The sequence below is a fragment of the Alteribacter aurantiacus DSM 18675 genome (genome assembly GCF_000429705.1).
Lineage (GTDB): Bacteria > Bacillota > Bacilli > Bacillales > Salisediminibacteriaceae > Alteribacter > Alteribacter aurantiacus.
This window is the reverse complement of the sequence record NZ_KE386941.1, coordinates 1604159-1629495: the sequence shown is the minus strand read 5'-3', so window position 1 is coordinate 1629495 and position 25337 is coordinate 1604159. Positions and strand designations below refer to the sequence as shown.

Annotated in this window: 15 protein-coding genes and 1 pseudogene; 12 read left to right on the top strand and 4 right to left on the bottom strand. The window is 42.3% G+C overall.

Translation table 11 applies throughout. The features are described from left to right. Positions 1-319 precede the first annotated feature (319 nt). On the top strand, positions 320-1795 hold the full coding sequence (locus tag G476_RS0111520) for a flavin monoamine oxidase family protein (protein ID WP_051314762.1): 1476 nt from the start codon (positions 320-322) through the stop codon (positions 1793-1795). Positions 1796-2024: 229 nt separating this feature from the next. Here the strand turns inward: G476_RS0111520 and G476_RS0111515 are convergent, their stop codons facing one another. After that, positions 2025-2396, bottom strand: coding sequence for a cyclic-phosphate processing receiver domain-containing protein (locus tag G476_RS0111515; protein ID WP_026690241.1), 372 nt, complete (start codon positions 2394-2396; stop codon positions 2025-2027). A gap of 334 nt (positions 2397-2730) precedes the next feature. Between G476_RS0111515 and G476_RS0111505 the strand changes: the two genes are divergently transcribed. The 5 genes from G476_RS0111505 to G476_RS0111485 all read left to right on the top strand — a co-directional run bounded on the left by G476_RS0111505 (position 2731) and on the right by G476_RS0111485 (position 10381). Further along, complete coding sequence (locus G476_RS0111505) at positions 2731-4098, top strand: MATE family efflux transporter (RefSeq protein WP_026690240.1); 1368 nt, start codon at positions 2731-2733, stop codon at positions 4096-4098. Positions 4099-4382: 284 nt separating this feature from the next. Then, positions 4383-6545: a type IA DNA topoisomerase gene (locus G476_RS0111500; protein ID WP_026690239.1), complete on the top strand. Its 2163-nt coding sequence runs from the start codon at positions 4383-4385 to the stop codon at positions 6543-6545. Positions 6546-6719: 174 nt separating this feature from the next. Then, positions 6720-7499, top strand: a complete 780-nt coding sequence (locus G476_RS21830) for a GDSL-type esterase/lipase family protein (protein ID WP_051314761.1) — start codon at positions 6720-6722, stop codon at positions 7497-7499. Between the two features lie 208 nt (positions 7500-7707). Continuing rightward, on the top strand, positions 7708-9006 hold the full coding sequence (locus G476_RS0111490; RefSeq protein WP_026690238.1) for a lysine N(6)-hydroxylase/L-ornithine N(5)-oxygenase family protein: 1299 nt from the start codon (positions 7708-7710) through the stop codon (positions 9004-9006). Between the two features lie 256 nt (positions 9007-9262). Continuing rightward, positions 9263-10381, top strand: a complete 1119-nt coding sequence (locus G476_RS0111485) for a M20 peptidase aminoacylase family protein (RefSeq protein ID WP_026690237.1) — start codon at positions 9263-9265, stop codon at positions 10379-10381. Between the two features lie 56 nt (positions 10382-10437). Here the strand turns inward: G476_RS0111485 and ald are convergent, their stop codons facing one another. Further along, on the bottom strand, positions 10438-11568 hold the full coding sequence (ald, locus tag G476_RS0111480) for an alanine dehydrogenase (protein WP_026690236.1): 1131 nt from the start codon (positions 11566-11568) through the stop codon (positions 10438-10440). Positions 11569-11679: 111 nt separating this feature from the next. Next, positions 11680-12930 carry a PucR family transcriptional regulator gene (locus tag G476_RS0111475; protein ID WP_035186417.1) on the bottom strand — a complete coding sequence of 417 codons (1251 nt, stop codon included), beginning with the start codon at positions 12928-12930 and terminating at the stop codon, positions 11680-11682. Between the two features lie 347 nt (positions 12931-13277). Here G476_RS0111475 and G476_RS0111470 point away from each other — a divergent pair, with 347 nt between their 5' ends. The 5 genes and pseudogenes from G476_RS0111470 (at position 13278) to G476_RS21815 (ending at position 22310) form a co-directional block, all read left to right on the top strand. Beyond that, positions 13278-14693: an alanine/glycine:cation symporter family protein gene (locus G476_RS0111470; RefSeq protein ID WP_026690234.1), complete on the top strand. Its 1416-nt coding sequence runs from the start codon at positions 13278-13280 to the stop codon at positions 14691-14693. Positions 14694-15034: 341 nt separating this feature from the next. After that, entirely contained in the window at positions 15035-18214 is a 3180-nt protein-coding gene (locus tag G476_RS21825; protein WP_156906555.1) for a M14 family metallopeptidase, read from the top strand. A gap of 242 nt (positions 18215-18456) precedes the next feature. Beyond that, positions 18457-19953, top strand: coding sequence for a S8 family serine peptidase (locus G476_RS0111460; protein ID WP_026690233.1), 1497 nt, complete (start codon positions 18457-18459; stop codon positions 19951-19953). A gap of 162 nt (positions 19954-20115) precedes the next feature. Beyond that, entirely contained in the window at positions 20116-21438 is a 1323-nt protein-coding gene (locus G476_RS21820) for a S8 family serine peptidase (RefSeq protein ID WP_051314760.1), read from the top strand. 316 nt (positions 21439-21754) lie between these two features. After that, positions 21755-22310 (top strand): annotated as a pseudogene (locus G476_RS21815) (DEAD/DEAH box helicase family protein). A gap of 174 nt (positions 22311-22484) precedes the next feature. On the opposite strand, the gene G476_RS0111445 reads toward G476_RS21815, so the two are convergent. Then, entirely contained in the window at positions 22485-23738 is a 1254-nt protein-coding gene (locus tag G476_RS0111445) for an L-lactate MFS transporter (protein ID WP_205620294.1), read from the bottom strand. 270 nt (positions 23739-24008) lie between these two features. Here G476_RS0111445 and G476_RS0111440 point away from each other — a divergent pair, with 270 nt between their 5' ends. After that, complete coding sequence (locus G476_RS0111440) at positions 24009-24929, top strand: ribonuclease H family protein (protein ID WP_026690231.1); 921 nt, start codon at positions 24009-24011, stop codon at positions 24927-24929. The last annotated feature ends 408 nt before the right edge of the window (positions 24930-25337 follow it).

The following is a 25337-nucleotide window of genomic DNA, read 5'->3' as shown; positions in this document are numbered from 1 at the left end:
AATGTACACGATTTCTTAGCCGTTGTCAAAGATTTTTGTTAGGTTTTTGTGATTCGTAAACGTTGAAGAAGCAACGGGGTAGTGGTCGATTAGGATATGATTTACCTTCAATCCAAGATTATTCACCCTGAATCAGAATTTCCACATTCAAAATAATAATAGTGGTAAAGAAACTGTGACCAATACAAGAAGCCTGTTCGAACTATTGAACCGGCTTTTTCGTATAGTTGATTTGACCCAATTGTTTCCAAGGAGCTTTTTTAATCAGAATATCCATTCTCCTTTGTCTGTACATATAGACTAAAAGGGGTGAAGTAGGTTGGGTTCATTTCGGGACGTGGTTACCACATCAAAGGAGCATTTGCAGATACTTCAAGATGGTCTTCTTCAAACAATCAACCCTAAGCGTGTCATTATTGCTGGTGCAGGACTTGCAGGACTTACTGCGGCTTATTTACTTAAAAATGCCGGGCATGATGTGGTTGTTCTTGAAGGTAACACCAGAGTAGGAGGGAGGGTGTTTACGGTTCGGGAGCCTTTTGAAGAGGGAAATCATTGGGAAGTCGGCGCCATGAGAATACCTGAACATCATCATCTCGTACTTGCTTTGGCCGAAAAATTCAATTTACCACTCATCCCTTATATAAGTAGCTCCGACAATAATTTGATCTATGTAAACAACAGGTTGGTCAGGCAATATGAGTACGATGAAAATCCAGAACTCGTCAACTTTGGGCTGAGTGAAGATGAAAAGGGGAAAACAGCGGCTGAACTGTTAGAAGAAGCACTTAGGCCTTTTTACACGTTATATATCAATTCAAACGAAGAAGAACGGCAACGGCTTAAAGAGCAGTTTGAGCCTTATTCCATGGAGGCTTTTCTAAGAGATAACCCGTTTGGTGGCTCGTTATCAGAAGAAGCGGTTCATATGATCAAAGTACTTGTGGGCGTTGTCGGTTTCCCGGAGATGTCATTTATCGATACATTTGAAGCGATCATTTCAACCACATTTAGTGATGTCTCATTTTTTCAAATTGAAGGAGGGAACGATCTTCTTGCACAAGCGTTATTCCATGAGGTGGAGGAGGAAGTCCTCTTTGGAGAGCGTGTGATTCGTATCATTCAAAATGATTCTTCCGTTCAGGTTATCACACGGAGGAATGATGGAGTAGAAAAAACATTTGATGGGGATCTGCTGATTACAACGATTCCATTCACTGCTTTTCAGTTTATTGATGTGGTGCCACGACATTCAATTAAGCCGGATAAATGGCGAATCATTCAAACGCTTCCTTACGTTCCTGCAAATAAAGTAGGCTTAGAATTCTCTGAAAAGTTCTGGGAAGAAGACGGGATGGAAGGGGGAAGTTTGGTCACGGATTTACCCTATCAATTTATCTTTTATCCAAGTGATGCCATTGGGCAACCAGGTGGTGGCGTTATAAATGCCACTTACAGTTGGGGGAACAACGCCAGGTTATGGGTCTCATTGTCTGAAGAAGAACGCATTCAACAAGCGCTAGACTTCGTAGCATCCATTCATGGAGAAAAAGTGTATGAAACGTTTATTAAAGGCCTAACATACAACTGGGATGAACACCCTTATTCAGCAGGCTGCTTCACACTGTATGCTCCTTACCAAGCAGCGAGTTACCCAGCCGTGATTAAACGTCCGGAAGGGCACATTCATTTTGCCGGTGAGCATGCCTCTGACGTTCACGCTTGGATGGAGGGGGCGATTGACTCTGGGGTGCGGGTCGCACTTGAAATTAATAACGGAGAGGAAGCCGGCTAAAGGACGTCGGTTTCTTTTTTTTGAAGCAAAAAGGGGGAGTCTTGTTATTGGAATCAGACAAGCAACGCTTTAACAATTTATGAAAAACAAACTTTTGAGGGCAAAAATAGAGGTAGTTATAAGTCCTATGGGATAAATCATTACGTAAAAAACCAGGCGTGTGAATAGCCTGGTTCAAATCATTTGGATGTTATTCAATTCCGGTCAGGCTTTTCGTGAAGGGAAATCTTTATTTATTGTCATCATAATATTGTAGGGAGATACGAGAGTAATTTTTCAATGGAAGGGGGCGGAGGGATAAGTTAACAGATTGAGGCATGTGAGTGTCCTTTTGGGCTTGGAGTAAAGAGAAGTACATCGCTTTTCCAGCAGGGGCGTTTGCAGAGTGGATGGTAATCCTGTTCGCATACAAGCTTTCTTTTACCATCATCTGGACCAGCATGAGTCCATTTCGCTGTTTACTTACTAAATCATGGTCTAATGACAAGTGTTCAATATTAAAGTCTTGTAGCAAGCTTTTGCATTGATCGATCGTCTCCACGAGAACATAGCCTTCGGGGGCTTGACGATAATCGTCTAGAAAAACACTAATGGTTTCCATATCGTAGTCCTCCTTTCTAATGTAGAAGGTTCGTGCAAGTGTAACATGTTCACTGTAAGGATGAAAGGGGGAGGCTGAGTAAGTATAGGCTTGCCAAACATTCGTATTGATTTTTTTACATTTGTGTCAAAAAATAATCCTTTCTATAAGTTAAACATATTTTTTGAAAAAAGAATCGTGAAGCTTGTCAGGTTGATGAAAAAAATCGTCGATTTGTAAAAGAAACCGAAAATATTTTTCGACAAGTCCGTGAAAATGGGAAAACTCTTCTCCACCATTCTATCATTAAATGTTGTAAGATAGACAGATACAAAAGAGAAAATCAGGTGAAAAAATGGAACATGTGGACTCACGAAAAGAGAAAATACAGTTATTTCTGCGCATCTTATGGCCAATTATGGTCACTCAACTTAGCTTATATGCTATGAATTTGGTAGATACCCTCATGTCAGGGCGTGTAGGGACGGATGATCTTGCAGGTGTTGCCATCGGATCGAGCCTTTGGATGCCTGTGTTTACAGGCATAAATGGAATCCTCCTAGCTGTGACAACCATTGTTGCGCAACTTATGGGTAGCGGGAAAAAAGATCGGATTTCAGAAGCGGTCACTCAGTCGATTTATCTAGCTATTGTCCTAGCAATTCTCGTTGTGACATTTGGTTATGTGGTTCTTGACCATGTAATGATATTTATGAACTTAACACCTGAAGTAACCCATATTTCGTTTCATTATTTAGTCGGTCTTTCATTTGGTATTATACCTTTATTTTTGGCCAGTGTACTAAGGAACTTTTTTGACGGACAAGGCTTTACTCGCATTACGATGATTATTACGATTATCGCTGTACCGTTTAATGTTCTCCTTAACTATGGGTTCATCTTTGGGAACTTTGGCTTGCCTGCTTTAGGTGGGATTGGGGCGGGGTATGCAACGGCTGCTACGTATTGGATTATTCTGTTCTTTAGCATAGGAATGACGTTTAAAGTACCAGTATTGAGACGTTATCAGATCTTTGTGAAATGGTTTAAACCTTCTTGGAAAATGTGGAAAGAGCAGCTCTCCATCGGGGTTCCAATTGGACTATCCATCTTCTTTGAATCAAGCATTTTTGCTGTGGTGACGTTGTTGATGGGAATGATGTTTACGACCGTTACGATCGCGGCTCACCAAATTGCGTTAAGCTTTACGTCACTCATTTTTATGATTCCGTTAAGCATTTCAATGGCATTAACCATTGTGGTTGGCTTCTCTGTCGGAGGACAGCGCATTGAGGCGGCAAAACAATACGGGCGCTTAGGTGTGTGGGGAGGAATCGGAATTTTAGGCATCGGTGCGATTTTCCTTTACTTCTTTAGGGAACAAATTGCGTATCTGTACACGACCGAGCGTGAAGTGGTTCTTATGGCAGGACAATTCATTATCATTGCCATCGTCTTTCAGCTTTCTGACGCTGCTCAAAGCGGACTGCAAGGGGTATTGCGTGGCTATAAAGATGTAAAGGTGCCATTTATTACGGCGTTTACATCCTACTGGCTTATTGGAATCCCAGCAGGCTATAGTCTGGCTGCATTTTCCCCTCTTGGCCCTTTCGGGTTATGGGTCGGCATAACGATTGGACTTACATGTGCCGCGATTGGCTTTTTTGTGAGGCTTCAGATTGTTCAACGACGAGCGGAGCTTGCTGCAAGTGAAAGCTCATAATAGCAGAAGCGTTGCTCCATTGAGGGCGACGCTTTTACTTTTTATATGAAGTATTTGCGTCTCTTATGAAGAGGTGAGTGAATAGGAATGGTGAAATGATACGCCGCCATAGAGGGAATAGGTAAACAGAAAGAAACACGAATAACGTATTGAAGAAACACCTCTTTTTACAGGTGCAATTTTTACGTTTTCCGTGGTGTAACTAAAAGAAAAAGAAATTGTCCAAGGTCTTTCCGGATGCTATAGTTAGGTAGATTACTAGACGAGACAGGAGGCCTGTGGCCATGCCAGTGATTTTAGCTGAAAAACCGAGTCAGGCGAAGGCATACGCAGAGGCGTTTTCAAATGTGAAAAAGGGTGACGGATTTCTTGTGATCTCTCCTTGCTCTTTGTTTCCTACCGGAGCAACCCTCACATGGGGAATTGGCCATTTAGTAGAACTCAAAGACCCCAGCGAGTATAAAGGGGAGTGGAAACGATGGTCCCTTGGCACATTACCGATTGTTCCTGAACGGTTTGAGTTCAAGCCTACTAAAAGAACGTTGAAGCAGTTTCATGTGGTCAAGCGCCTTCTGAAAGAGGCCGATGAAATCATCGTGGCCACAGACTGTGATCGTGAAGGAGAAAATATTGCAAGAAGCATTATAGATATGAGCGGTGTAAGGGGGAAACCTACGAAACGATTATGGATCAACAGCCTTGAAGTGGACGAGGTTCGTAAAGGATTCGCAAACTTGAAACAAGGTGAAGGGTATTTGAACTTGTACGAAGAAGCCCAAGCGCGACAGGTAGGGGACTGGCTTGTAGGAATTAATACGAGTCGCCTTTACACCTTACTTCTTCGTCAAAAAGGTGTGGATAACGTATTTAGTGTAGGGCGCGTTCAGACTCCGACGTTAAACTTGATTTATGAACGGCAAAAAGAAATTGAAACCTTCAAGCCGGAACCGTTTTTTGAAATTGAAGGGACGTTTAAAGCTGAATCTGGAACTTACAAAGGAAAAATGAAAGGTCGTTATCAAACGAAAAAAGAAGTGAGTAAGCTTCTTGAGGAAAAAGGGGTATCTGAACGGGAAAGCGGGTTCGTTAAAGACGTTAAAAAACTAATGAAACGGCAGAAACCTCCAAAGCTTCACTCTCTTTCTACGCTCCAAACGGCGATGAATAAAAGGTACAAGTATAGTCCGTCGAAAGTACTGAAGATCGTTCAAAGTTTGTATGATCAACCGTTAAAACTTGTTACTTACCCTAGAACGGATACGCAACACATTACTCATAACGAGTTTCAATACTTAAAGTCTAACTTCTCATCTTACCAAAACATAGCCGAAACAGATTTTACACCGGCTTCTATGAGTCCGAGCAAGCGATATGTGGACGATGGAAAGGTACAAGAACACTATGCCATTATACCGACTAAGAAGATTCCACAAAGGAGAACGATAGACAAACTTACTCAAGATCAACGGAACGTCTATATGGAAATTGTGAACAGTGCACTCGCTATGTTTCATCACGATTATGTGTATGAAGAAACGACGATTACGACGGATGTAAAAACCCTCGAATTTTTCACAAAAGGGAGAGTAGAGAAGGAACGTGGGTGGAAAGAGCTTTTCTTTAAAGGAGAAACGAAGAAAAAAGATGGGGATGCCCTGTTGCCTCCGGTGGTCATTGGCATGGACGTCCAAGCGAAAGTGGATGTAACGGAAGATGAAACAAAACCGCCCAATCCTTATACAGAAGGTCAACTCATCAACTTGATGAAAACGTGCGGACAAATGATCGACGACGATGAAGAAGCGAGAGCGACCCTTAAAGAGGTTGAAGGGCTCGGAACGGAGGCTACCCGAAGTAGCATCATCGAAACGTTAATTAAGCAAGAGTACATTAAGGTTACAAAGAACATCGTGTCCGTAACTGAAAAAGGAAAAACGATTTGTGAAGCCGTGAAAGGCACACTTCTTGCAAAACCCGCTATGACAGCAAAGTGGGAAAAATACCTTAAAAAGATAGGGCAAGGAGCAGGAAAGAAGACGGCTTTTATTGACAATACGATTGCCTTTACTCACAAAGTCGTGCAAGATGCCGGAGGTGTAGTATCCCAACTTGAAGTGAGTGAGGTGGCAAAGTCGCAAGTGAGTTCAAAAGGGCGGGGAAAACAAGGGAAATGGGGACCGCCGGAACCGGTTGCATCTTGTCCCGCTTGTGAAAAAGGAAAGATGATGGACCGAAAGACCTTTTATGGGTGTTCGGAGTATAAGGCTGGTTGCAAACAGACCTTTAACAAGCGGATTTTAGGGAAAGCAATCTCAAAAACAGCGATAAAGCAGCTATGTGAAAAAGGAAGAACGAACAAAATCAAAGGGTTTAAAGGAAAAAAACCGTTTGACGCGGTACTCGTTTTAAAAGAGGGAAAAATTGAATTTGAATTTGAAAAAAATTAGTTCTCAACTGGACAGCAGTCTCTATGAAAAAAAAGGGCTGCTGTCTTGTTTTGTTTTTGTATCACATTTTTATAAAGGTAATAGTGTAAGAGTAAGGAGACAAACCCTAAAATAGGAAGGCATTGAAAAGTTCGATCTTTAACTTTTTCAATGCCTTCGAATAGGAGGATTGATATGGTACGGATAGCTAAAGTGTTTCTTCTTTTCTTGTTAGCCGGACTTGTGTTTTCATCACATGTCATGGCGCATACGCAGTTAAAACAACCTACTCTCGTAGCATTAGGCGACTCGATCCCTTTTGGATTTAACTTAGCAGAGGATCATTCAAAAGTGTCTGATGGTGCTTTTCCTTTACTTATTGGCGAAATGAAAAATAAACGTGTTAAAAACCTAGGTGTTCCCATGTGGAAGACAGGCGATCTACTTCAAGCAGTTCAAGAAGACCACATGTTTCGCGAATCCATTCGCGAGGCAGAGGTTGTAACGGTAACAGTGGGAAGTAATGATTTGTTACAAGCTTTGCACGATGCATTTGTTCGTTCTTTTTTTAACTCAGACAAGTTCCAAGAATACTTGTACGAAGAAATTGAACGGAGTAATCTATACGACCAGCTTGAAGAAACACTAAGAGAGATCAGATTGTTAACAGATGCACCTGTTCTCTTGTATAATTTCTACAATCCGTTTCAAGATAATGATCCCCTATATCCTGTCGCATTGCATGTTTTGCCAAATGTAAATAGCACACTGAAAGAAATGGTGGAGGAGTGTCGTCATGCTGGGGTTTATCTCGTTGATGCTTTTGATGCATTTCAATTCTCTCCAAAGGATTATGTACTACCTTTTGACATCCACCCAACATTCTACGGGCATCAACGACTAGCGGAAATAGGGTTGGAAACCATATATAACGTAAACCTTGAGGGGGAGGTGTTTTGTACTGATCCTCTTTAGTTTTCAAAAATTCGGTAAGAATAGAGCTTATGTTTGGATGACCTTAGTTGCTCGTCGCTTTAAGAGTTGATACTATTATAGATGTATTAGTGAACAAGTGAGCGTAAGTTCATAAAATGCTTTTTTCTATTTAACCAAAGACGGTTTATACTGCCGGATAAAAGGTTTATTAAAATAGAAAAGAGTAGCACATAGAGGAGGAACATAAGTGGATCATACTGTTTATGATTTGGTTGGAATCGGAATTGGACCATTTAATTTAAGCCTTGCAGCCCTTTTGGAGGACACACCGGAAGTGAATTCAGTCTTCTTTGACCAGAAGCCCCAGTTTGATTGGCACCCTGGAATGCTGATTGTAGGTACGAGGTTGCAAGTTCCTTTCATGGCGGACTTGGTTACATTGGCCGATCCGACGAATCGTTATAGTTTTCTTAATTATTTGGCACAAAAAAATCGCTTGTATCCGTTTTACTTTTTGCAAAGGCTTGATATTCCAAGACGAGAGTACAACGACTATTGCAAATGGGTTGAAAGTGAATTGGACAACTGTCGTTTTGGTAAGAAAGTAGTGGAGCTCGAATACGTTGAACACGATGAGCAATACAAAGTGACCGTCGAAGATATACATACAGAAGTGCAGGAGAGTTATTATTGTAAAAACCTCGTGTTAGGTACAGGAACTACTCCGCAACTCCCAGAGGCGTTTAGAGGCTTCCCTTCAGAGAATGTATTCCATACTTCCGAGTTTCTTGAGCGTCAAGACCGTTGCCGAGAAGCAAAGTCAGTGACAGTTGTGGGGTCCGGTCAAAGTGCTGCCGAAGCCTTTCGTGAATTGCTAAAAGAGCGCATGGAACACAATTACAAACTAACATGGATTACGCGTTCCAGAAGCTTCTTTTCCATGGAAGAATCAAAGCTTACAGTCGAGCAATTTTCACCTGATTATGTGAACTATTTTTACCGTTTTCCACAGGAAAAGAAAGATGAAATCTTTGCAACTCAAGATCTTCTTTATAAAGGGATCAGCTCACATACGATTACAGATATTTATAACCTTCTATACGAAAACTCTGTCTCCAATGAAGAGATCAATGTTGATTTACAAGTGTTGACGGAAGTGAATGGTATTGAAGAAAAAGGAAATTCCTACGAAATCTCATGTCGTCAGTGGGAACAAGATATTCACTTTACCCACGAAAGTGACGTGGTGATTGTAGGAACCGGATATACTCCGAATGTTCCAAGCTTTGTAAAAGATTTGAGTGACTACATTTCTTGGGATGATAAAGGACGTTATGAAGTGGAGAAAGATTACAGAGTTCGTGTAAGTATTCCAAATCAAATCTACGTCCAAAGCGGGATCTCCCACTCCCATGGTGTTGGTTCTACAAACCTTGGCCTTGCTGTACACCGAAATAAGATTATTATTAATCACTTGCTTGGAAGAGAGAAGTACCCAATTTATGACAAGTATGTGTTCCAGAACTTTGACGCTGAGAAGTTTTAATAAATAAATGTAGAAAAGTGTAGTTAGGGAGCTATCCTTACTGTATTGAGGTTGATCCAAAAGGGAAGTAAGTACCTTTCGGGTCAACCTTCTTTGATTTGTCTGACACTTGGTTGCAGTCTTTCTTTAACCTTCTAGGTTTCGACGAAGCTATTGGAGCCATTTCTATGAAATTTACTAAAAAAACAGAAAACAATTTCATAGGATACGAATCCTGTTTATAATTTAGAGACACTACGCTTAAAGGAGTTTGGATATGAATACATATGAAGCTGTTTTAAAAGAAGTATTTGACCATCTTCATGAATATCCGGAAGTGAGCTGGAAAGAAGTGAATACGACAGCTTATTTGAGAGAGTTTTTTGAAGAGCGAGGTGTAACACCGAGTACTTTTGTGGATTGCACCGGTCTTGTTGCCGATATAGGGGAGGGAAATCCGGTTGTAGCTCTCCGTGCAGATATCGATGCGTTATGGCAAGAAGTGAATGGTGACTTCCGGGCGAATCATTCGTGTGGTCATGATGCTCACATGACGATCGTTCTCGGGGTGTTCCTTCATTTGCTGGAAAGAAAAGATGAGTTAAATGGAACGGTTCGTTTTATTTTCCAGCCAGCTGAAGAAAAAGGCGCAGGAGCCCTTAAGTTAGTTGAAGAAGGTGTCGTTGATGATGTGGATTATTTGTTTGGCATGCACCTTCGACCGATTCAAGAGCTACGTTCAGGCACGTTTTCTCCGGCTATTTCGCACGGAGCAACTCGTCATGTACGAGGTGTCATAGAAGGTGATGATGCTCACGGTGCTCGACCTCACCTTAATACAAACGCAATTCAAGTGGGAGCTGAGCTCGTTCAAGCAATCAACAACATGCATTTTGATCCCCTTATCCCTCATTCAATGAAAGTAACGGCATTTCATGCAGGAGGGGAAAGTGCGAATATTATTCCGGGACGCGCCACGTTTACAGTCGATGTTCGTGCCCAAACGAATGAATTAATGGAGGAAATGACTGCCCAGTTGGAGCGTGTGATTTCTTTTTATAAAACGTACCATAAGATTGGAATCAAAACAGAAGTAGTCGCAAATATGGCGGCGGCTGTTTTAAATGATGAAGCAACAGACACCATGAGAGACGCAATTCTAGAGGTAAAAGGGGAAGAGACTCTTTGTCCAGTTAGGATCACCACAGGAGGTGACGATTTTCATTTTTATACGATCAAAAAGCCGGGGCTTAGGGCAACCATGCTCGGAATTGGATGTGATTTGACACCAGGCCTTCACCATCCACAGATGACATTTCAATGGGAGGCAATTCCTGATGCGATAAAGGTAATTACGAAAGCTGTAGAAAAGTCACTTGCTAAGGGGAATGGCTAAGAGCCACAGACATAAAAAGGCCTCTCGAAGATTTCGAGAAAGGCCTTACGTAATGATTATACAGTAGTTAATGTCTGAGCTAATGCATCTTCAGCTGGTACATAGTCGTATCCGAGGTCGCGGGCAACAATTTCGTAAGTGATATGGCCTGCAGCTGTATTTAGACCTTTTTTCAGGTTAACATTATCGGCAATGGCTTGGGTAACGCCTTTTGAAGCAATTTGAACGGCGTATGGTACCGTTACATTTGTTAAGGCAATAGTGGACGTTCTTGGAACAGCACCTGGCATATTGGCTACTGCGTAGTGAACGACACCATGCTTTTCGTAAGTAGGATTATCATGAGTTGTTATGCGATCAACCGTTTCGAAAATACCACCTTGGTCAATAGCAACGTCAACAATAACAGACCCTGGTGACATTTGTTTGATCATTTCTTCTGTTACAAGCTTTGGCGCTTTCGCCCCTGGGATAAGGACAGCACCAATGACAAGGTCTGACTTGGCGACAGCTTGTGCGATGTTTAGTGGGTTACTCATGAGCGTTTGAATGTCGTTACCGAAGATGTCGTCAAGTTCACGAAGGCGCTCAGGACTAAGGTCAATAATCGTGACATTTGCTCCTAGACCCATAGCGATTTTCGCCGCATTCGTTCCAACGACTCCACCACCGATAATCGTGACATTTCCTCGTTGTACACCTGGCACACCTGCAAGAAGGACACCTTTTCCTCCATTAGATTTCTGAAGGAATTGTGCTCCGATTTGAGTGGACATGCGTCCCGCTACTTCACTCATTGGTGTTAGAAGAGGTAGTGTACGATTCATTTCCACTGTTTCATAAGCGATGGAAGTCACGCCTTTTTCAGTGAGTGCCTTTGCAAGAGAGGGCTCTGCTGCAAGGTGTAAGTAGGTGAAAAGAATTAATCCTTTGTAAAAATAATCATATTCCTCTGGAAGAGGCTCTTTTACTTTCATGACCATTTCTGCAGCCCATGCTTCTTTTGCTGTTGAAACGATTTCTGCTCCTGCATCCAAGTAATCCATATCTTCGAAACCGCTTCCAATTCCTGCTGCGGTTTCAATTAATACTGTATGTCCGGCTTTACGTAACGTGATGACGCCTGCTGGTGTGAGGGCAACACGGTTTTCATTGTTTTTAATCTCTCTAGGTACTCCGATAATCATAAGTAATGCCTCCTTCAATAGGTAACTTGCTGTTAAGGTGAGTATAAATCACGATCCATGGACATTGCTTTGGTGAGAAAAGAGAAAAACAAAACGGCCTTTTGTGTAAAATCACAAAAGGCCGTTTTGTTTTAATGTATCTAGTTTTAAATCTAGATAAAGGGTCATTTTTTCGTTTGGGTCTCTTAAGTTGATGTCACCAACTTCGGCAATCCGTTTTAATCGGTAATTAAGGGTATTGCTGTGAACGTTCAAGGCTTTTGCTGCCTCGTTGACGTGACTGTCTTTAACTAAAAATACATTGAGCGTCTCTTTTAGCTGAGTATTATGCATGCGATCGTATTCTTTCAGTTTATTAAGAGATGTATTCTCATATCGATCCTTACTATTTTTTTCAGCAAGCACATCTATATATCTGTAAATGCCGAGATGGTTATACGTATTGGTATGGCCTAACTCGTCTGAAAATTGATGCTTCAATTTTAAGACGGTAAGAGCTTCTTGGTAGCTTGTTTCTATTTGCGTAAAATCATCATAGACGTTCCCGCTTGCCCCAATTAAACCTTCAATTTTAAACCTTTGAGCCATCTGGGTGATGAATTCTTCAATGATCGATTCTGGTTCAAGTGCCCTTTTTGTTAAAAGGGAAGGTGAGCCTAATAAAATGAGCTCGTTTCCATCAATCGCATAAAGAGGAACGTTGATTTTTTGTGTTGTTGTAATCAAATAAGAGATATTTCGCTCGGTTTTTTGATTAATTTCGTTCGGAAATTGAAACACAAACACCGTAATCGGCAAGGTTGCCTTGATATTGAACTCGTCCAGAGACTCAGCAATCTCTCTATGCTCTTTAATATGACCGGTTAACAGTTGCCAGAAAAACTCTTGATGCCCTTTTTCACGCTTCTTTTTACGGCCGTGGAGTTGGACAAGCTGATTCTTTGCTGCTTGGGCTGCATGAGAAAGGAGTTCCATATGCTCATCATTTAACGAGTTCTCCACTTCAAGGACCCAGATATAGCCGAGGATGTCGGTTTTAGAACGGATCGTCATCGCAATGCGATCACCGAGACCTACCTCTTGAATTTGAGCGATTCTAATCGGCGCTTCACTTTGTTGCAACCGTTGCATTGTACCGTCTTTCCAAAGGCTACTCACGACTCGTTCAGGTACGCGCCGTCTCATAATGGTAGCAATGCGTGCCGCATCCGTCCCTTCATCATGAGAACTGTATGCTAATAAGCGGTGTGTGGCGTCCTCAATGGTTACGGGACATTCAAGAACGTCACTTATCTTATCTACTAAATTTTCCAAGTTGCCGAAGAACCCTTTAAAGGGGTTTGGTTGTGTGCTGGTGTTCATGATAAAACTCCTCTAGAAAAGTACGTGATTATCTCATTCTATTTTATTCTTTATTGGGTAATAGAAACAAGGGTGAATGAATGGAAGATATAAGTTTACTAAATTCGAGCTACATTTTGTTAGGGTAGCACCACCGTGAGAAGGGAGCAATGGCGTGAAGCTGAGCCTGTCACACGGATACTAGGTATAGTCTGTTTTATTTTGCAATTTCGAATTCTGTCGACATTTGTTTATTTACCCAAAAATATAGTATGATATTTTAGTGTTTGAACAAAAACAGAGTAGAAAACAGATGATAGAATAACCCTGTACTTCTGAAAGCGCTGTCATCAAGAGGGGGCATAATCGTGGACATTCTTGCTATTTTAGACAGAATCAATAGCGTCCTATGGGGAACGCCAAGTTTGATTCTATTATTCGGAACAGGTTTACTACTAACAGTGATGTTAAGAGGGCTCCAATTCAGACGCCTTTTATATGCATTCAAGCTGGCATTTACGAAGGAAGGAAAGAGTAGTTCAAAAGATGAAGGGGACGTGAGTAATTTTAAGGCACTCATGACAGCCCTTGCCGGAACAATCGGAAACGGAAACATTGCCGGTGTGGCAACCGCGATCACATTGGGTGGACCGGGTGCAATCTTTTGGATGTGGATTGTCGGTCTACTAGGTATGGCTACAAAGTACGCGGAAGCACTTCTCGCTATGAAATACCGTGTAAAAAATGAAAGTGGTGAATATTCAAGTGGCCCGATGTATTATGTGGAGCGCGGTCTTGGTCGAAAGTTTAAATGGCTAGCGATTGCGTTTGCCGTGTTCGGAGCGTTTGCAGCTCTTGGGATTGGAAACAGTGTCCAATCGAACACCATTGCTGGGGTAATGGAAACGTCCTTTGGCGTAAGTAATATCGTTACCGCTATCGTTCTATCAGGGCTCGCCGCACTGATCATCTTTGGCGGCTTGCAACGTATTAGTGCCGTTGCCGGTTTTTTCGTGCCGATAATGGCTGTCTTCTATATTTTCGGTTCGTTGCTCATTTTAATAATAAACTTCGATCAGATCATACCTGCTTTTCAGACCATCTTCTATTACGCCTTTAACCCGGTTGCGGCTACTGGTGGATTTGTAGGGGTGGTTGTGGCTGAAGCCATTCGTAACGGTGTGGCCCGTGGAATTTTCTCAAACGAGGCTGGTCTAGGTACAGCCGCATTGATTGCTGGTAACGCCAAGACTGATCATCCAGTTAAGCAAGCATTGGTAGCTATGACTGGAACGTTTATCGTAACGATCATTGTTTGTACAATGACTGGCTTGGTGCTCGTGATTACAGGTTTCTGGGATCCGACCGGTGGTCAGCTTTCTGGTGTAACTCATGAAGCTGGACTGGATGGGGGAGCGTTAACGAGTGCCGCATTTGCCTCAGTTTTAGGATCAATCGGTGAATACATTGTAGCTTTTTCAGTCATTTTCTTTGGCTTTTCTACGATCGTTGGTTGGTATGTGTATGGTGAAAAATGCTTTGAATATTTAGCAGGACGTAAAGGCATTTCCGGTTATCGTACGGTGTATATCGCAGCATGTGGAATTGGTGCTGTAGCAAACTTGACGACGATCTGGGCTTTTGCAGACATGGCAAACGCCTTAATGATGATTCCAAACTTGATTGCTCTTATTCTCTTAAGTCGAGTCGTAGTAAGGGAGACAAATGATTACTTTGAAAATCATTTTAATGTTGCCCGATCAGCGGCACGAAAAGCGAGTTAATGAAACAAATTTGCTTTTTAAATTATGAAGTGTAGAGGCTGGGACAGAAAATAAGTGTTTAGAGCAAAATCCGAACAATTCGCTAACAGAGCGAAGGATATTTTAGTAGCGGTGCATTTCCACACCGCCTACAATCGTTCGGATTTTCATTCAAAAACACTTCTGTCTCAGCCTCTTTACCTTTCTGAATTTAAAGAACCACCTTAGTAGGGCTATTCTACCAGTTTGAAAAATAATCCATAAGAAAAAGGACTATTTTTCCAGTAGAATATTACGATAGTCGAAACGTTCTGCTATATTAATAGATATGCAGTCTATTAAATATATATGAGGAGGATGTTATGGTGAAAAGACTTTCGTTAGGGTGGTTAGCTGTCATACTTTTACTAACCTTGGTCATACCTGTCACACAACAGGGAACAAGTACATACGCAGATGAGACAGTAGGTAACGAATTGATGGTTGACCGAACGCTTTTTTCTTTAACAGAAACCCGTTCTGTCAATGTTCAGGCGAGTTTCAGTGAAGGGACTGAAGTTGAAAATCTTGAGTTTCATTTCGGAGGAAAACCGATCGAGGAATGGAGACAATGGTCAGGGGGGACGAACTACAACGGGAACCCGTTCATCACAGTGACTGAAGGTCCTGAACGAACAGATAGTGGTGAAATCACCGCTACACTGGAGTTTGGACTTTTGTACAACACGTCAAACTTGTCTAACCGGACGATACGTACCCAGTACCAACAATTTATCGGCGAGTATGAGTTAGCTGTAGTTGATTCAGCGAGTGGAGAAACGTCAGCTACGACAGTAGAATGGAATGTGTACGATGAGTTTTTGTTTTATGAAGAGCTCATGCCAGCGATAGAGGAAGTGTTTCATGATGCAGCGGATCTAAACGACCGTTACCTAGAGTATCAAAAGGTCGGTGAGTCCGTCGAAGGTCGTGACATTCATTTTGTCATTTTGGCGAGGGATGAAGAGGCAGTAGACAAGTACTTGAATGAAACGCTTCCCCTAGCTTTGGAAGAACCAGCTACTTTACTAGAGCAAATGGAAGAAGGAACAATGGGAGATTACCAAGTACCCATTTGGTTTAATAATATCCACCCTGATGAGGTGGAGGGTGTAGATGCGCAAGTGGAGCTTCTTAAGAAGTTTGCCCTCGAGGACGACGTATCCTTTGTGACCACTGATGAGGAAGGAGAAGAGGTTCCCGTAAGTTTAGATGTAGATGATGTGTTGGATGATGTGATCTTTTTATATATGTTTACGAGTAATCCTGATGGTCGTGTTGCGAACACAAGAGGAAATGCGAACGGATTTGATTTGAACCGCGACAATGCTTATCAAACACAAATCGAAACCCAACAGGTGAACGAGCATATAGCGAAGTGGACACCTCTTTCTTTTGTAGATATGCACGGATATGTTAATGGCTTTCTTATTGAGCCTACAACACCGCCCCATAACCCAAATTTTGAGTATGACCTTCTTATTAACAATATGATTGACCACGCTCATACGATGGGTAGAACGGGTGTAGGTGAGTCCGATTTGACAACCTATTTCATCGCACGACTAGAATGGGACAGTGGTTGGGATGATATGAGCCCCGCCTACACGGGTATGTACGCCATGCTACATGGGTCCCTTGGCCATACAATTGAAGTCCCGACCCTTAGCCAAAATTCTCTCCGTGCAATGGTGGGGGTAGGTCTTGGATCGACTTTGTTTGTAACGGAAAATAAGGATGAGCTGTTTAAAAAGCAGTTGCAAATCTTTGAGCGAGGGGTCAATGGTGAAGATAACCCTGCAGTAGATGAGTATTTTGTGAATGCAGCTGGAGAATCAATTGGCCGTGTACGAGGGGAACGTGAGAGCTTTTTCCCTGACTACTACGTGATACCTGCTGTTGAAAAAGAACAGAAAAATGTTCTTGAAGCCTACAATATGACAGAGTACTTAGTTAGAAACGGTGTAAGTGTGGAGAAAACAACTGAACCGGTTACGGTTAACGGTGAAACGTATTCAAAAGGAACATTCGTAGTGCCCATGAATCAAGCAAAGCGCGGGCTTGCTAACGCTGTTTTGTATGAAGGGGATGACGTGTCTGATTGGAGCGCCATGTATGATCCAATCGTTGTCAATTTTCCCGATTTAAGAGGATTTGACACCATCGATGTAAGAGCAGAAGGGGTTTTCGAAGGAAAAACAACAGGGGTGACGGAAGTAGCTACGCCTACAGGGTCACTCACTGGGAATTCACCTAGACAAATTCTATCCAATGACACGAACGATACGATTAGAGTCGTCAATGCCCTTCTGGCTGACGGTAAACAAGTAGAGGTGGCAACGGAATCAAAGGGAAGAATCGAGAAAGGGGATTTCTTGGTTCAAACGAACGATCTTCGTGCTTATGAAAATAACTACTACTTTAATACAGTACCTCTTGGGAACGGGCAAAATGTCTCCTCAGAAGTGCTCAGAAACCCTAAAGTGGCTTCGACTGGTTCACAACAATTAAGGTACTCATTGCAACAACTTGGCTTTGAGTTGGTCAACCAATCTGAGGCTGACGTTATCGTGAGCGATAGCAGTTCATTTAACGCAGAGCAAGTATCTGGGAAGTCTTATATTGGCATTGGCGCTTATGCCCTTAGTGGAGTTCGTAACAGCGGGATGTTGCCGGGATTTGACTTTGATTACACTAGAGCGAATCATGAAGGTCTTGTAAAAGCTGAGATCAGCGAACATCGATTGACTGCTGGGTATGAAGGGGAAGAAAAGCTTTACATCACAACAGGAGCTTGGATTTCTGCTATTCCTGAAGATGCTGAGATTTTAGCATCATTCAGTAACGATGATGATTTTTATCGCGCAGGTTGGTGGCCAGGCAACGACGCTGCTAAAGGGCAGGTAATGGCATTTACATCCGACACAGAAGAGGCAACTATGACCTTGTTTGCCAATGAGCTTGCTTTTAGAGGTCACACTGAACATAGCCACAAGTTTTTAAGTAATGCCATCTACCAATCCGTAAGTGAAGAGTCCAACCGAAGAGGAAATCAAGGAAAAGGAAATCGAGTTCAACTAGAGGCAGATGAAGCTCGCGACAATCAAAAAGTCATCTCCACACTAAGACAAGGTGAGGTTCGTAGAGCTCTTGAGTCCGTTCCAGATCGAGTGACAATAGAGTCGGATAGAGGGGCGGATGAGGTATTGGAGCTTTCGATTTCCTCAGATGATGTACACGAGATGAAAAAGAAAAATGCTAAACTGGAAATCGAGATCAAAGATGGAAACACATCGTATGTCGTTCCACTTTCAGAGATCGATGTTCATGATGCTAGAGAAGCCCTAGGCGCATTTGATCTGACCATTGTTGTCCAGACGAAAGAAGAAACGTACCATGGTCGTGATTACGATGTACCTGGTGTTAAGGAGACAGAAGTAACGGTTACAGCTTCTAATGCTGATGAGGAAATGGAATTAAGTCACTATCGCATGCTGGAATAGCACATGGAAAAGGTCTGCCTAGGTGGCAGGCCTTTTTCAAAATTATGTAAGATGATAGTCCTTCTTTCTTTTAAATCAAATCTAGTTCTACAGCAACAAATGGTGAATTGATTTTAGTTCTTTTGGTAGTATACGGAAATATCACTAATGGATCATACTCACTATTTTTAAAAAATTCAAACTATTTTGTAAAATTATGTGTTAATTTAAAAGCATTATGAGTTAAAAGGGGGATTTTTCCTGTGAGAAGGAACTTGAAATTACCTGTGATTTTAGGGCTTGTGTTGTTGCTTGTTGTACCATCGTTAGGTTTTGGATCACCTGAGCAAGAGGCTTCTTCAAGTGAAGAAGAGTTAAAGCGGTTTATGGTGGCATTTAAATCGGAAAACCTTCCGACTGGTTACGAAGAAATGGTTGAGGCAGCTGGGGGAGAGTTGACCTATGAAGTAGATGAGATCGGGGTAATCGAAGCAGTTACGAATAATCCAATCGATTTTATTAAAGGAATGAATAGTGAGCGTGAAGTGCTAAGCGTTACGCCTGCCATTGATGTTCAGCTCGATTTACCGGAATTTGAGGGAGCTGGTAGTTTAGTAGAAGGGACAAACCCTGGCGTACTTGATCCCGATGAAAGCATCTGGGAATCAGGATGGCAGTGGGACATTGAACAGGTAACAAACGACGGTGCAAGCCACGATGTACATAGCGGTACTCATGACGTGGTTGTAGGTGTCATTGATACTGGATTTGACTTTGATCATCCAGATCTTAAAGACAACATTATTGGTGGACCGGAGGGCTCTCGTACATTTGTACCGGGCACAGAAGACAGCTGGGATAACCAGAGTCACGGAACTCACGTAGCAGGGACCATTGCAGGTAACGGCCGTATGAAAGGTGTTGCACCTGATGTTGGGTTAAAATCGTACAGAGTTTTTGATACTGGAAGCGCTCAGCAAATCTGGATTACGGATGCTATTATTTCAGCAACCGATGATGGTGTTGACGTGATTAACATGAGTCTAGGTGGAACACGGGTGGTTGGTCAATGGTTCTATACGGACCCTGCGACGGGCGAACGTGTACGTTTAGGAAATAACCAAGCGGCAGACATAGTAGCCTATAAGCGTGCGATTGACTATGCTGTGAAGAAAGGCGTAACGATTGTTTCTTCTGCAGGAAATTCAGCTCAAGACATGAGCAATCCTTCCAAGGTTGCAGATTGGATCGAAGGAAATGCTGGCCCTGAATATGATGTTCGCGGAGCAGCCTGGTTTGTGCCAGCCTCCATTCCCGGTGTGATTACCGTATCGGCTATGGGTGGTGGATTCGGAACGGAAGATCGTTTGGCGTTCTACTCAAACTACGGTAACGGCGCGATTGATTTAGGTGCACCTGGTGGAGACCTTGGACCAGAGGGGTATGAAGCTAATGATGACTTCAAATTCCTTGTGTTAAGTACTGTACCGACTTACATGGACGGACAGTCAGCCCGAGGAAATGAGTACTTTGGTGAAAATGGTTATGGTTGGAAAGGCGGTACGTCCATGGCGTCACCTCAAGTAGCTGGTGTTGCAGCAGCCTATATTTCTCAGGTATATGAAGAAACGGGCAAAAAACCGACGCCTCGTCAGGTGCAAAATCGTCTCCAGCAATCTGCGGCAAGTGTCGATTCAAACGGATATAGCCGTTACTACGGTCACGGTCGTGTCGATGCATACAATGCGTTAACTAGATAAGAAAGTGCAATAGCTAACATTCACATGGGATGGCGATAGCGTGGCCCTTTTAGTGGAGCTACGAGAGTTCCATTTAAAAGGGCTGCGCTTTTGCTTACCAAACGGTTGATTATAAATGAAGTATTCTAATGAATCGACCTTTTATATAGAGGGGGAAAAACGGTGAAGAAAACATTATTCATATGGTCACTTGTGGTGGCTCTTACAATGTCTACTTTTGGACAACCTGCAATTGCGGAAGGAGAAGACGAGGAGTTCCTCGTTCTTTTCAATGGAAATCGGATTAATCAATCTGCAGTTTCCGAGATGCAATCTCTTGGGATCGAAGTGTTGGACGAATCCCCACAGGTTGGGCTTGTCCTCGTTAAAGGTGGTTCTTTAGAGCAAGTGGAGGGAATCCGAGGTGTGGCTCATGTATCGCAAAATATGGAGTTAAAAACAAATGAGCTTGCTCTTGAAGCAAAAGAAGAAGTTTCTCCTCGTGATGACGAAGTAGAAGCGGACTTATTTGAACAATATCAATGGGACATCAAGCGAGTAACCGGTGATGGCGCAGCATGGGATATTACAAAAGGAGAACATTCTATTATCGTCGGTGTTATTGATACAGGTGTAGATTTTACCCATCCTGACTTAGTGGACAATTTGTTGTATGGGAAGACCTTTCACCCTGATACAATTGAAAAAGACGCCTACAGAGATTCAGGAACGCACGGGACACACGTAGCCGGCTCGATTGCCGCAAACGGGCGTGTAATGGGAGTAGGACCAGAGCTTGGCCTTGCATCTTATCGTGTGACAAACGATCAAGGGCGTATGAATTGGACAGGCATCTTAAATGCAATTACAACTGCAGCAGATGACGGAGTCGATGTAGCGAACCTAAGTCTCGGCACCTATTCTTTTATTAACCAAGAACAAGATCGTCTTCTCCATTTATCTTCCAAGCGCGCTGTGCAATACGCACACCGTCAAGGGATGATTATTGTTGGTGCAAACGGAAATAACGGTCTTGATTTAGGAAAAGCGGTTGAAACGGAAAAAGGGATAGGAAAGATTTATGGTCCTCTATTTGACACATTCACTGATATTCCCGGAGTGGTGAGTGTATCTGCAACAACGGATCGTGATACATTGGCGTACTACTCTAACTATGGTTCTTCCAATGTGAATTTGGCTGCACCAGGTGGAGACTATGGTCCGAACTGGCCGAATGAGGACGGTGACCAGTCTTTGCTTGAACCGGAATCACGAGCTTTCAGCACGATCCCGGTCGACCGAGGCAGTTATGGTTGGGCAATGGGAACGAGCATGGCCGCTCCTAAAGTGGCAGCGGCAGCAGCTCTTGTAAAGGTCGAAAACCCAAGCTTCTCGAGATCTCGTATTATAACCCATCTTCAGCAAACGGCTGATGACCTTGGTAAAAACGGTCACGATGAATATTTTGGTCACGGCTTAGTTGATGCGTATGAAGCGTTGAAATAAGATGATTTTAACCCTCTAGCAGGAGAACCTACCCTGCTAGAGGGTTTTTCATGTCAGTGCTATCTGGTAGTAAAGGATTTTACCACTGAAAATAGGTGCGGAAGACTTTATTGATATTCTATTAACTGTCGTAAGGAGATTGTGATTTTGAAGTATTGATTGGAAAATTTATGTTGAAGTGAGGCAATAGATTGTGAAATAATGTTTTTTAACAAATTGGTACGAAAAAACAAGAAGGTATGGCTACTGTTTTGGGTAGTTTAGCTTAACATATTTAATAATGAGTGTTGCTTGTAACAAGGTAGGGGGAAGTGTAATGAAGTTTGTATTATTATTTGGACCCCAAGCAGTTGGTAAAATGACTATTGGGCAAGAATTAGCAAAGATTACTGGGTTAAAGCTTTTCCATAATCACATGACAATTGATTTAGTTGAACCACTTTATGGATTTAATCCAGAAATGTGGAGACTAACAAACTTGTTTCGAGAGGAAATATTTAAGTCCTTCTCTAAAAGCGATAACTATGGGATGATCTTCCCTTATGTATGGGCATTTAACGAGAAAGATGACTGGGATAGCGTCGAGAAGATGTGTAATATCTTTCGTTCTAAAGGCGGAACTTTACTTCATTGAGTTAGAGGCTGATATTGAAGAAAGGCTTAAACGGAATAAGACACCACATAGACTTGAACATAAGCCAACAAAAAGAGACATCGAGCAATCGGAACATCATTTACTTAGCACGGTGGAAAGCCATCGATTAAATTCAAACGAAGGTGAAATCAAGTGGGAAAATTATCTCAGAATAGACAACACAAACAGAAGTGCTGAAGAAGTAGCTCAAATTATTAAAACTAAGTTTCAATTATAGTTTCAAGGTTTTCACAATAGTGGAGTGTTAGTTGAAGAAGGCATTCAATTAACACTAAAAAGGAGCTTATCTATCCAAGCTCCTTTTTAGTTTGCTTTTATCATTGCTTTTTGGAATTTTTACTTTTAAACCCGATCAATTATAAATGATGCGGGGTGGTATGTTCGTTTCCTATTATGCAACTCCTTCTTTTTGCTTTTCGTGTTGTTTTTCAATGCTCTTAATGTCCATACGAATCAAGAGTGATATAAAGAAAGCGATTACAATTAAGCCTGTAAAAACGTAAAACACGGGAATGTAACTTCCGGTTCGATCGTAAAGCTGTGTGACAATGAACGGTCCTAAAATACCGCCGAGTGACCAAGTTGTTAATAGGTACCCATGAATGGCGCCTAATTGCTTTGTTCCAAAAAGGTCACCGATAAAGGCAGGCAAGTTGGAAAATCCACCTCCGTAACAGCTAACTACAACCAGAATTAATGCTTGGAATACGAGAACATTTGTAATGTTCGGCATCATAATAAAGGCAATAATTTGTAATACAAAGAAAATCATGAAGACGGTTGGGCGTCCGATGTAGTCGGAAATAGCGGCCCAGGCAAGGCGTCCGCCACCGTTAAAGATACCCATCACACCTACCATTGTAGCTGCCGCAGCTGCCGTAAGTCCGACAACTTCTTGTGCCATAGGAGAGGCGACGGAAATCATCATAATCCCGGCACTTGTATTAATGAGCATCATTGTCCAAAGCATCCAAAAACGTCGTGTTTTAACAGCTTGCTTTGCCGTAAGTTGAGACAAATCTTTTTTAACGACTTTTTTACCAGATGCAATGTCCTTTTTCATGCCGGCTGGCATCCATCCTTCAGGTGGCGGTGCGATGTAGGATGCACCTAAGATAATGATCACAAAGTAAGAGGCACCTAGTATATAGAAGGTAGAGGTAATCCCTATTGATCCCATCATTGATGCTGCGACTGGAGCGGTAATAAGAGCGCCGGCACCAAAGCCCATTACAGCCATCCCTGTTGCCAGTCCTCGGCGGTCTGGGAACCATTTCACAAGGGTAGACACAGGTGCAATATATCCAAGTCCAAGACCCAAACCACTGGCTAGTCCATATGTGAACAAGAAGAGTGGTAGAGAGTCAATAGCGATCGCCAATCCTGAACCTGCTTGTCCTAATCCAAAAAGGATTGCGGCTAAGATTGCTGATCGTCTTGGACCTTGCTTCTCTACAAAACTTCCGAAGAATGCTGCTGAAATACCTGCGAGCGCCATCATAATAGTGAATGCTACCGTAATCCCTGACGTGGACCAACCCACCTCGTTATGAATCGGCATCGTATACACGCTGTAAGCATAGGCAGCACCGATCGATAGGTGAATCGCAATTGCGGATAGTGCAATAAGCCATCTGTTCTTCATTATTTGCCTCCTCTATGGTGCTATTGTTAAATTTCAGAAAATTTTAACTATAAATACTAGAATAAAGTCTTAATCTGTAAAAATCAAACGATTCATAAAAATAAAATAATTTAAATAAGCCTGTTGTGAAAAGGATCACAGAGGGCCAGACCCCAGGAAATGATTTCCTGGGGTCTGGCCCTCTGTGCATTTATGAGCATAGGTTTGGTGGTATCGTTTGTTCTTTTTTTGCATAGTTATTGAGATAAGTAGAATAGGGAGGGTACTCACATGGCGTTTTATGTGTGTGATGGCAGTTCATCGGAAAGGAAGCTTGGAGCGGGGATCATCCGCACAGAAGGGTTTACAAAATCGTATTATACATTTACGACCGATACACGCTCTCACCAGTCGGTTGGGGCAGAGTGTTTTGCTATACACAAAGTAACAGAGTTAATTCGAAAATTTCAGGACAGGCATGCTACTATTGTGACTGATTTTCAGCATATTATCGACTTGTACTACGGAAAACGAATTCCCGTACGTCCCGTTCCACCGTGGGTGATTCGAGCATTGTGTGATCTAAAAGACCTTCGTAATCAACGTGTTGACATTCATCTTCGACACCGTAAAGACATCGTGAATATCCCAGACTTTGCAGCTTCTCACCGGTTAAGTCGGGCGTACAAGCGGGGGGAGGTGGTTTCTTCTGATCTATTGGATTCGGTGACAGAGGTGGCAGCGGTTATATCAATGGGTGCTACTTCTAATGAAAGTATATTTGAAGAAAACATAAGATTGATTCGTGAAACAGCGAGTATTCCCACGTGTGTTTACGATGAACGATCCGTGAACCAAGATTGTGACTATACTTTTATTTTTCAAAAAGTATCATCTGATGAGTGGGGAGTTTTTGACCGGGATGTAAGGCTACTTCTAAAAGGACGGACCCTCGTGGAGTTGATGAACACCGTTTTCTTTTCAATCAATCCCTCTCCAAGCCCTGTACGAATGAATGAACATGCTATGCATGTGCTTGAAGAAGGAAGAGAGGAGCAATCAAGTGAAGCCTTTGTGACTCTCGTATCGAGAATGATGCTTTTCTCAATAGCGACTTTTAAAGATTTTCCCTTTAACGGTTATGATGGTGAGCTGCAAGAAGTTGAGCGCTTTGGCCCCACGTCTCATTACATAAAGAGGGAGCTGGGGTAAGAGTGAAGTAGATGGTTTGATGGTGAGTGAATTGAAGGATAATAGATTCCAAAAGAAAAGCTCCCATTCATTAGTATAGAATAGAGAGCTTTTTCGTCATTCATTATGAGACCTTAATTTCCTTTCAATATAGAAGGATCACGGTTGATATGAGATAAGGTGTCATTGATGTAATTCTCCATAATCACAACATAGTTCGGTTGGTAATGTTAACTTTTATCAACAGAAACCCTCAGAAAACATGCAGGATGAAAAGCACGAACAATGTACATAAACACTATCCCATCTATCGAAATAAGCCCCAAAGTGATCGTAATTGTGTCAGGATTGTAAATCTATCGTACATCTCTGCCATTCCTACTAAAAAGATGGTAAAATAGATGAGCAGATTTTAAAATTGGAGGCGTA

What these genes read in the sequence shown, in the direction of transcription:
- G476_RS0111515 (WP_026690241.1), bottom strand. Translation starts at nt 2,396, where the DNA reads ATGGAAACCATTAGTGTTTTTCTAGACGATTATCGTCAAGCCCCCGAA.
- G476_RS0111505 (WP_026690240.1), top strand. Translation starts at nt 2,731, where the DNA reads ATGGAACATGTGGACTCACGAAAAGAGAAAATACAGTTATTTCTGCGC.
- G476_RS0111500 (WP_026690239.1), top strand. Translation starts at nt 4,383, where the DNA reads ATGCCAGTGATTTTAGCTGAAAAACCGAGTCAGGCGAAGGCATACGCA.
- G476_RS21830 (WP_051314761.1), top strand. Translation starts at nt 6,720, where the DNA reads ATGGTACGGATAGCTAAAGTGTTTCTTCTTTTCTTGTTAGCCGGACTT.
- G476_RS0111485 (WP_026690237.1), top strand. Translation starts at nt 9,263, where the DNA reads ATGAATACATATGAAGCTGTTTTAAAAGAAGTATTTGACCATCTTCAT.
- ald (WP_026690236.1), bottom strand. Translation starts at nt 11,568, where the DNA reads ATGATTATCGGAGTACCTAGAGAGATTAAAAACAATGAAAACCGTGTT.
- G476_RS0111475 (WP_035186417.1), bottom strand. Translation starts at nt 12,930, where the DNA reads ATGAACACCAGCACACAACCAAACCCCTTTAAAGGGTTCTTCGGCAAC.
- G476_RS21825 (WP_156906555.1), top strand. Translation starts at nt 15,035, where the DNA reads ATGGTGAAAAGACTTTCGTTAGGGTGGTTAGCTGTCATACTTTTACTA.
- G476_RS0111445 (WP_205620294.1), bottom strand. Translation starts at nt 23,738, where the DNA reads ATGAAGAACAGATGGCTTATTGCACTATCCGCAATTGCGATTCACCTA.
- G476_RS0111440 (WP_026690231.1), top strand. Translation starts at nt 24,009, where the DNA reads ATGGCGTTTTATGTGTGTGATGGCAGTTCATCGGAAAGGAAGCTTGGA.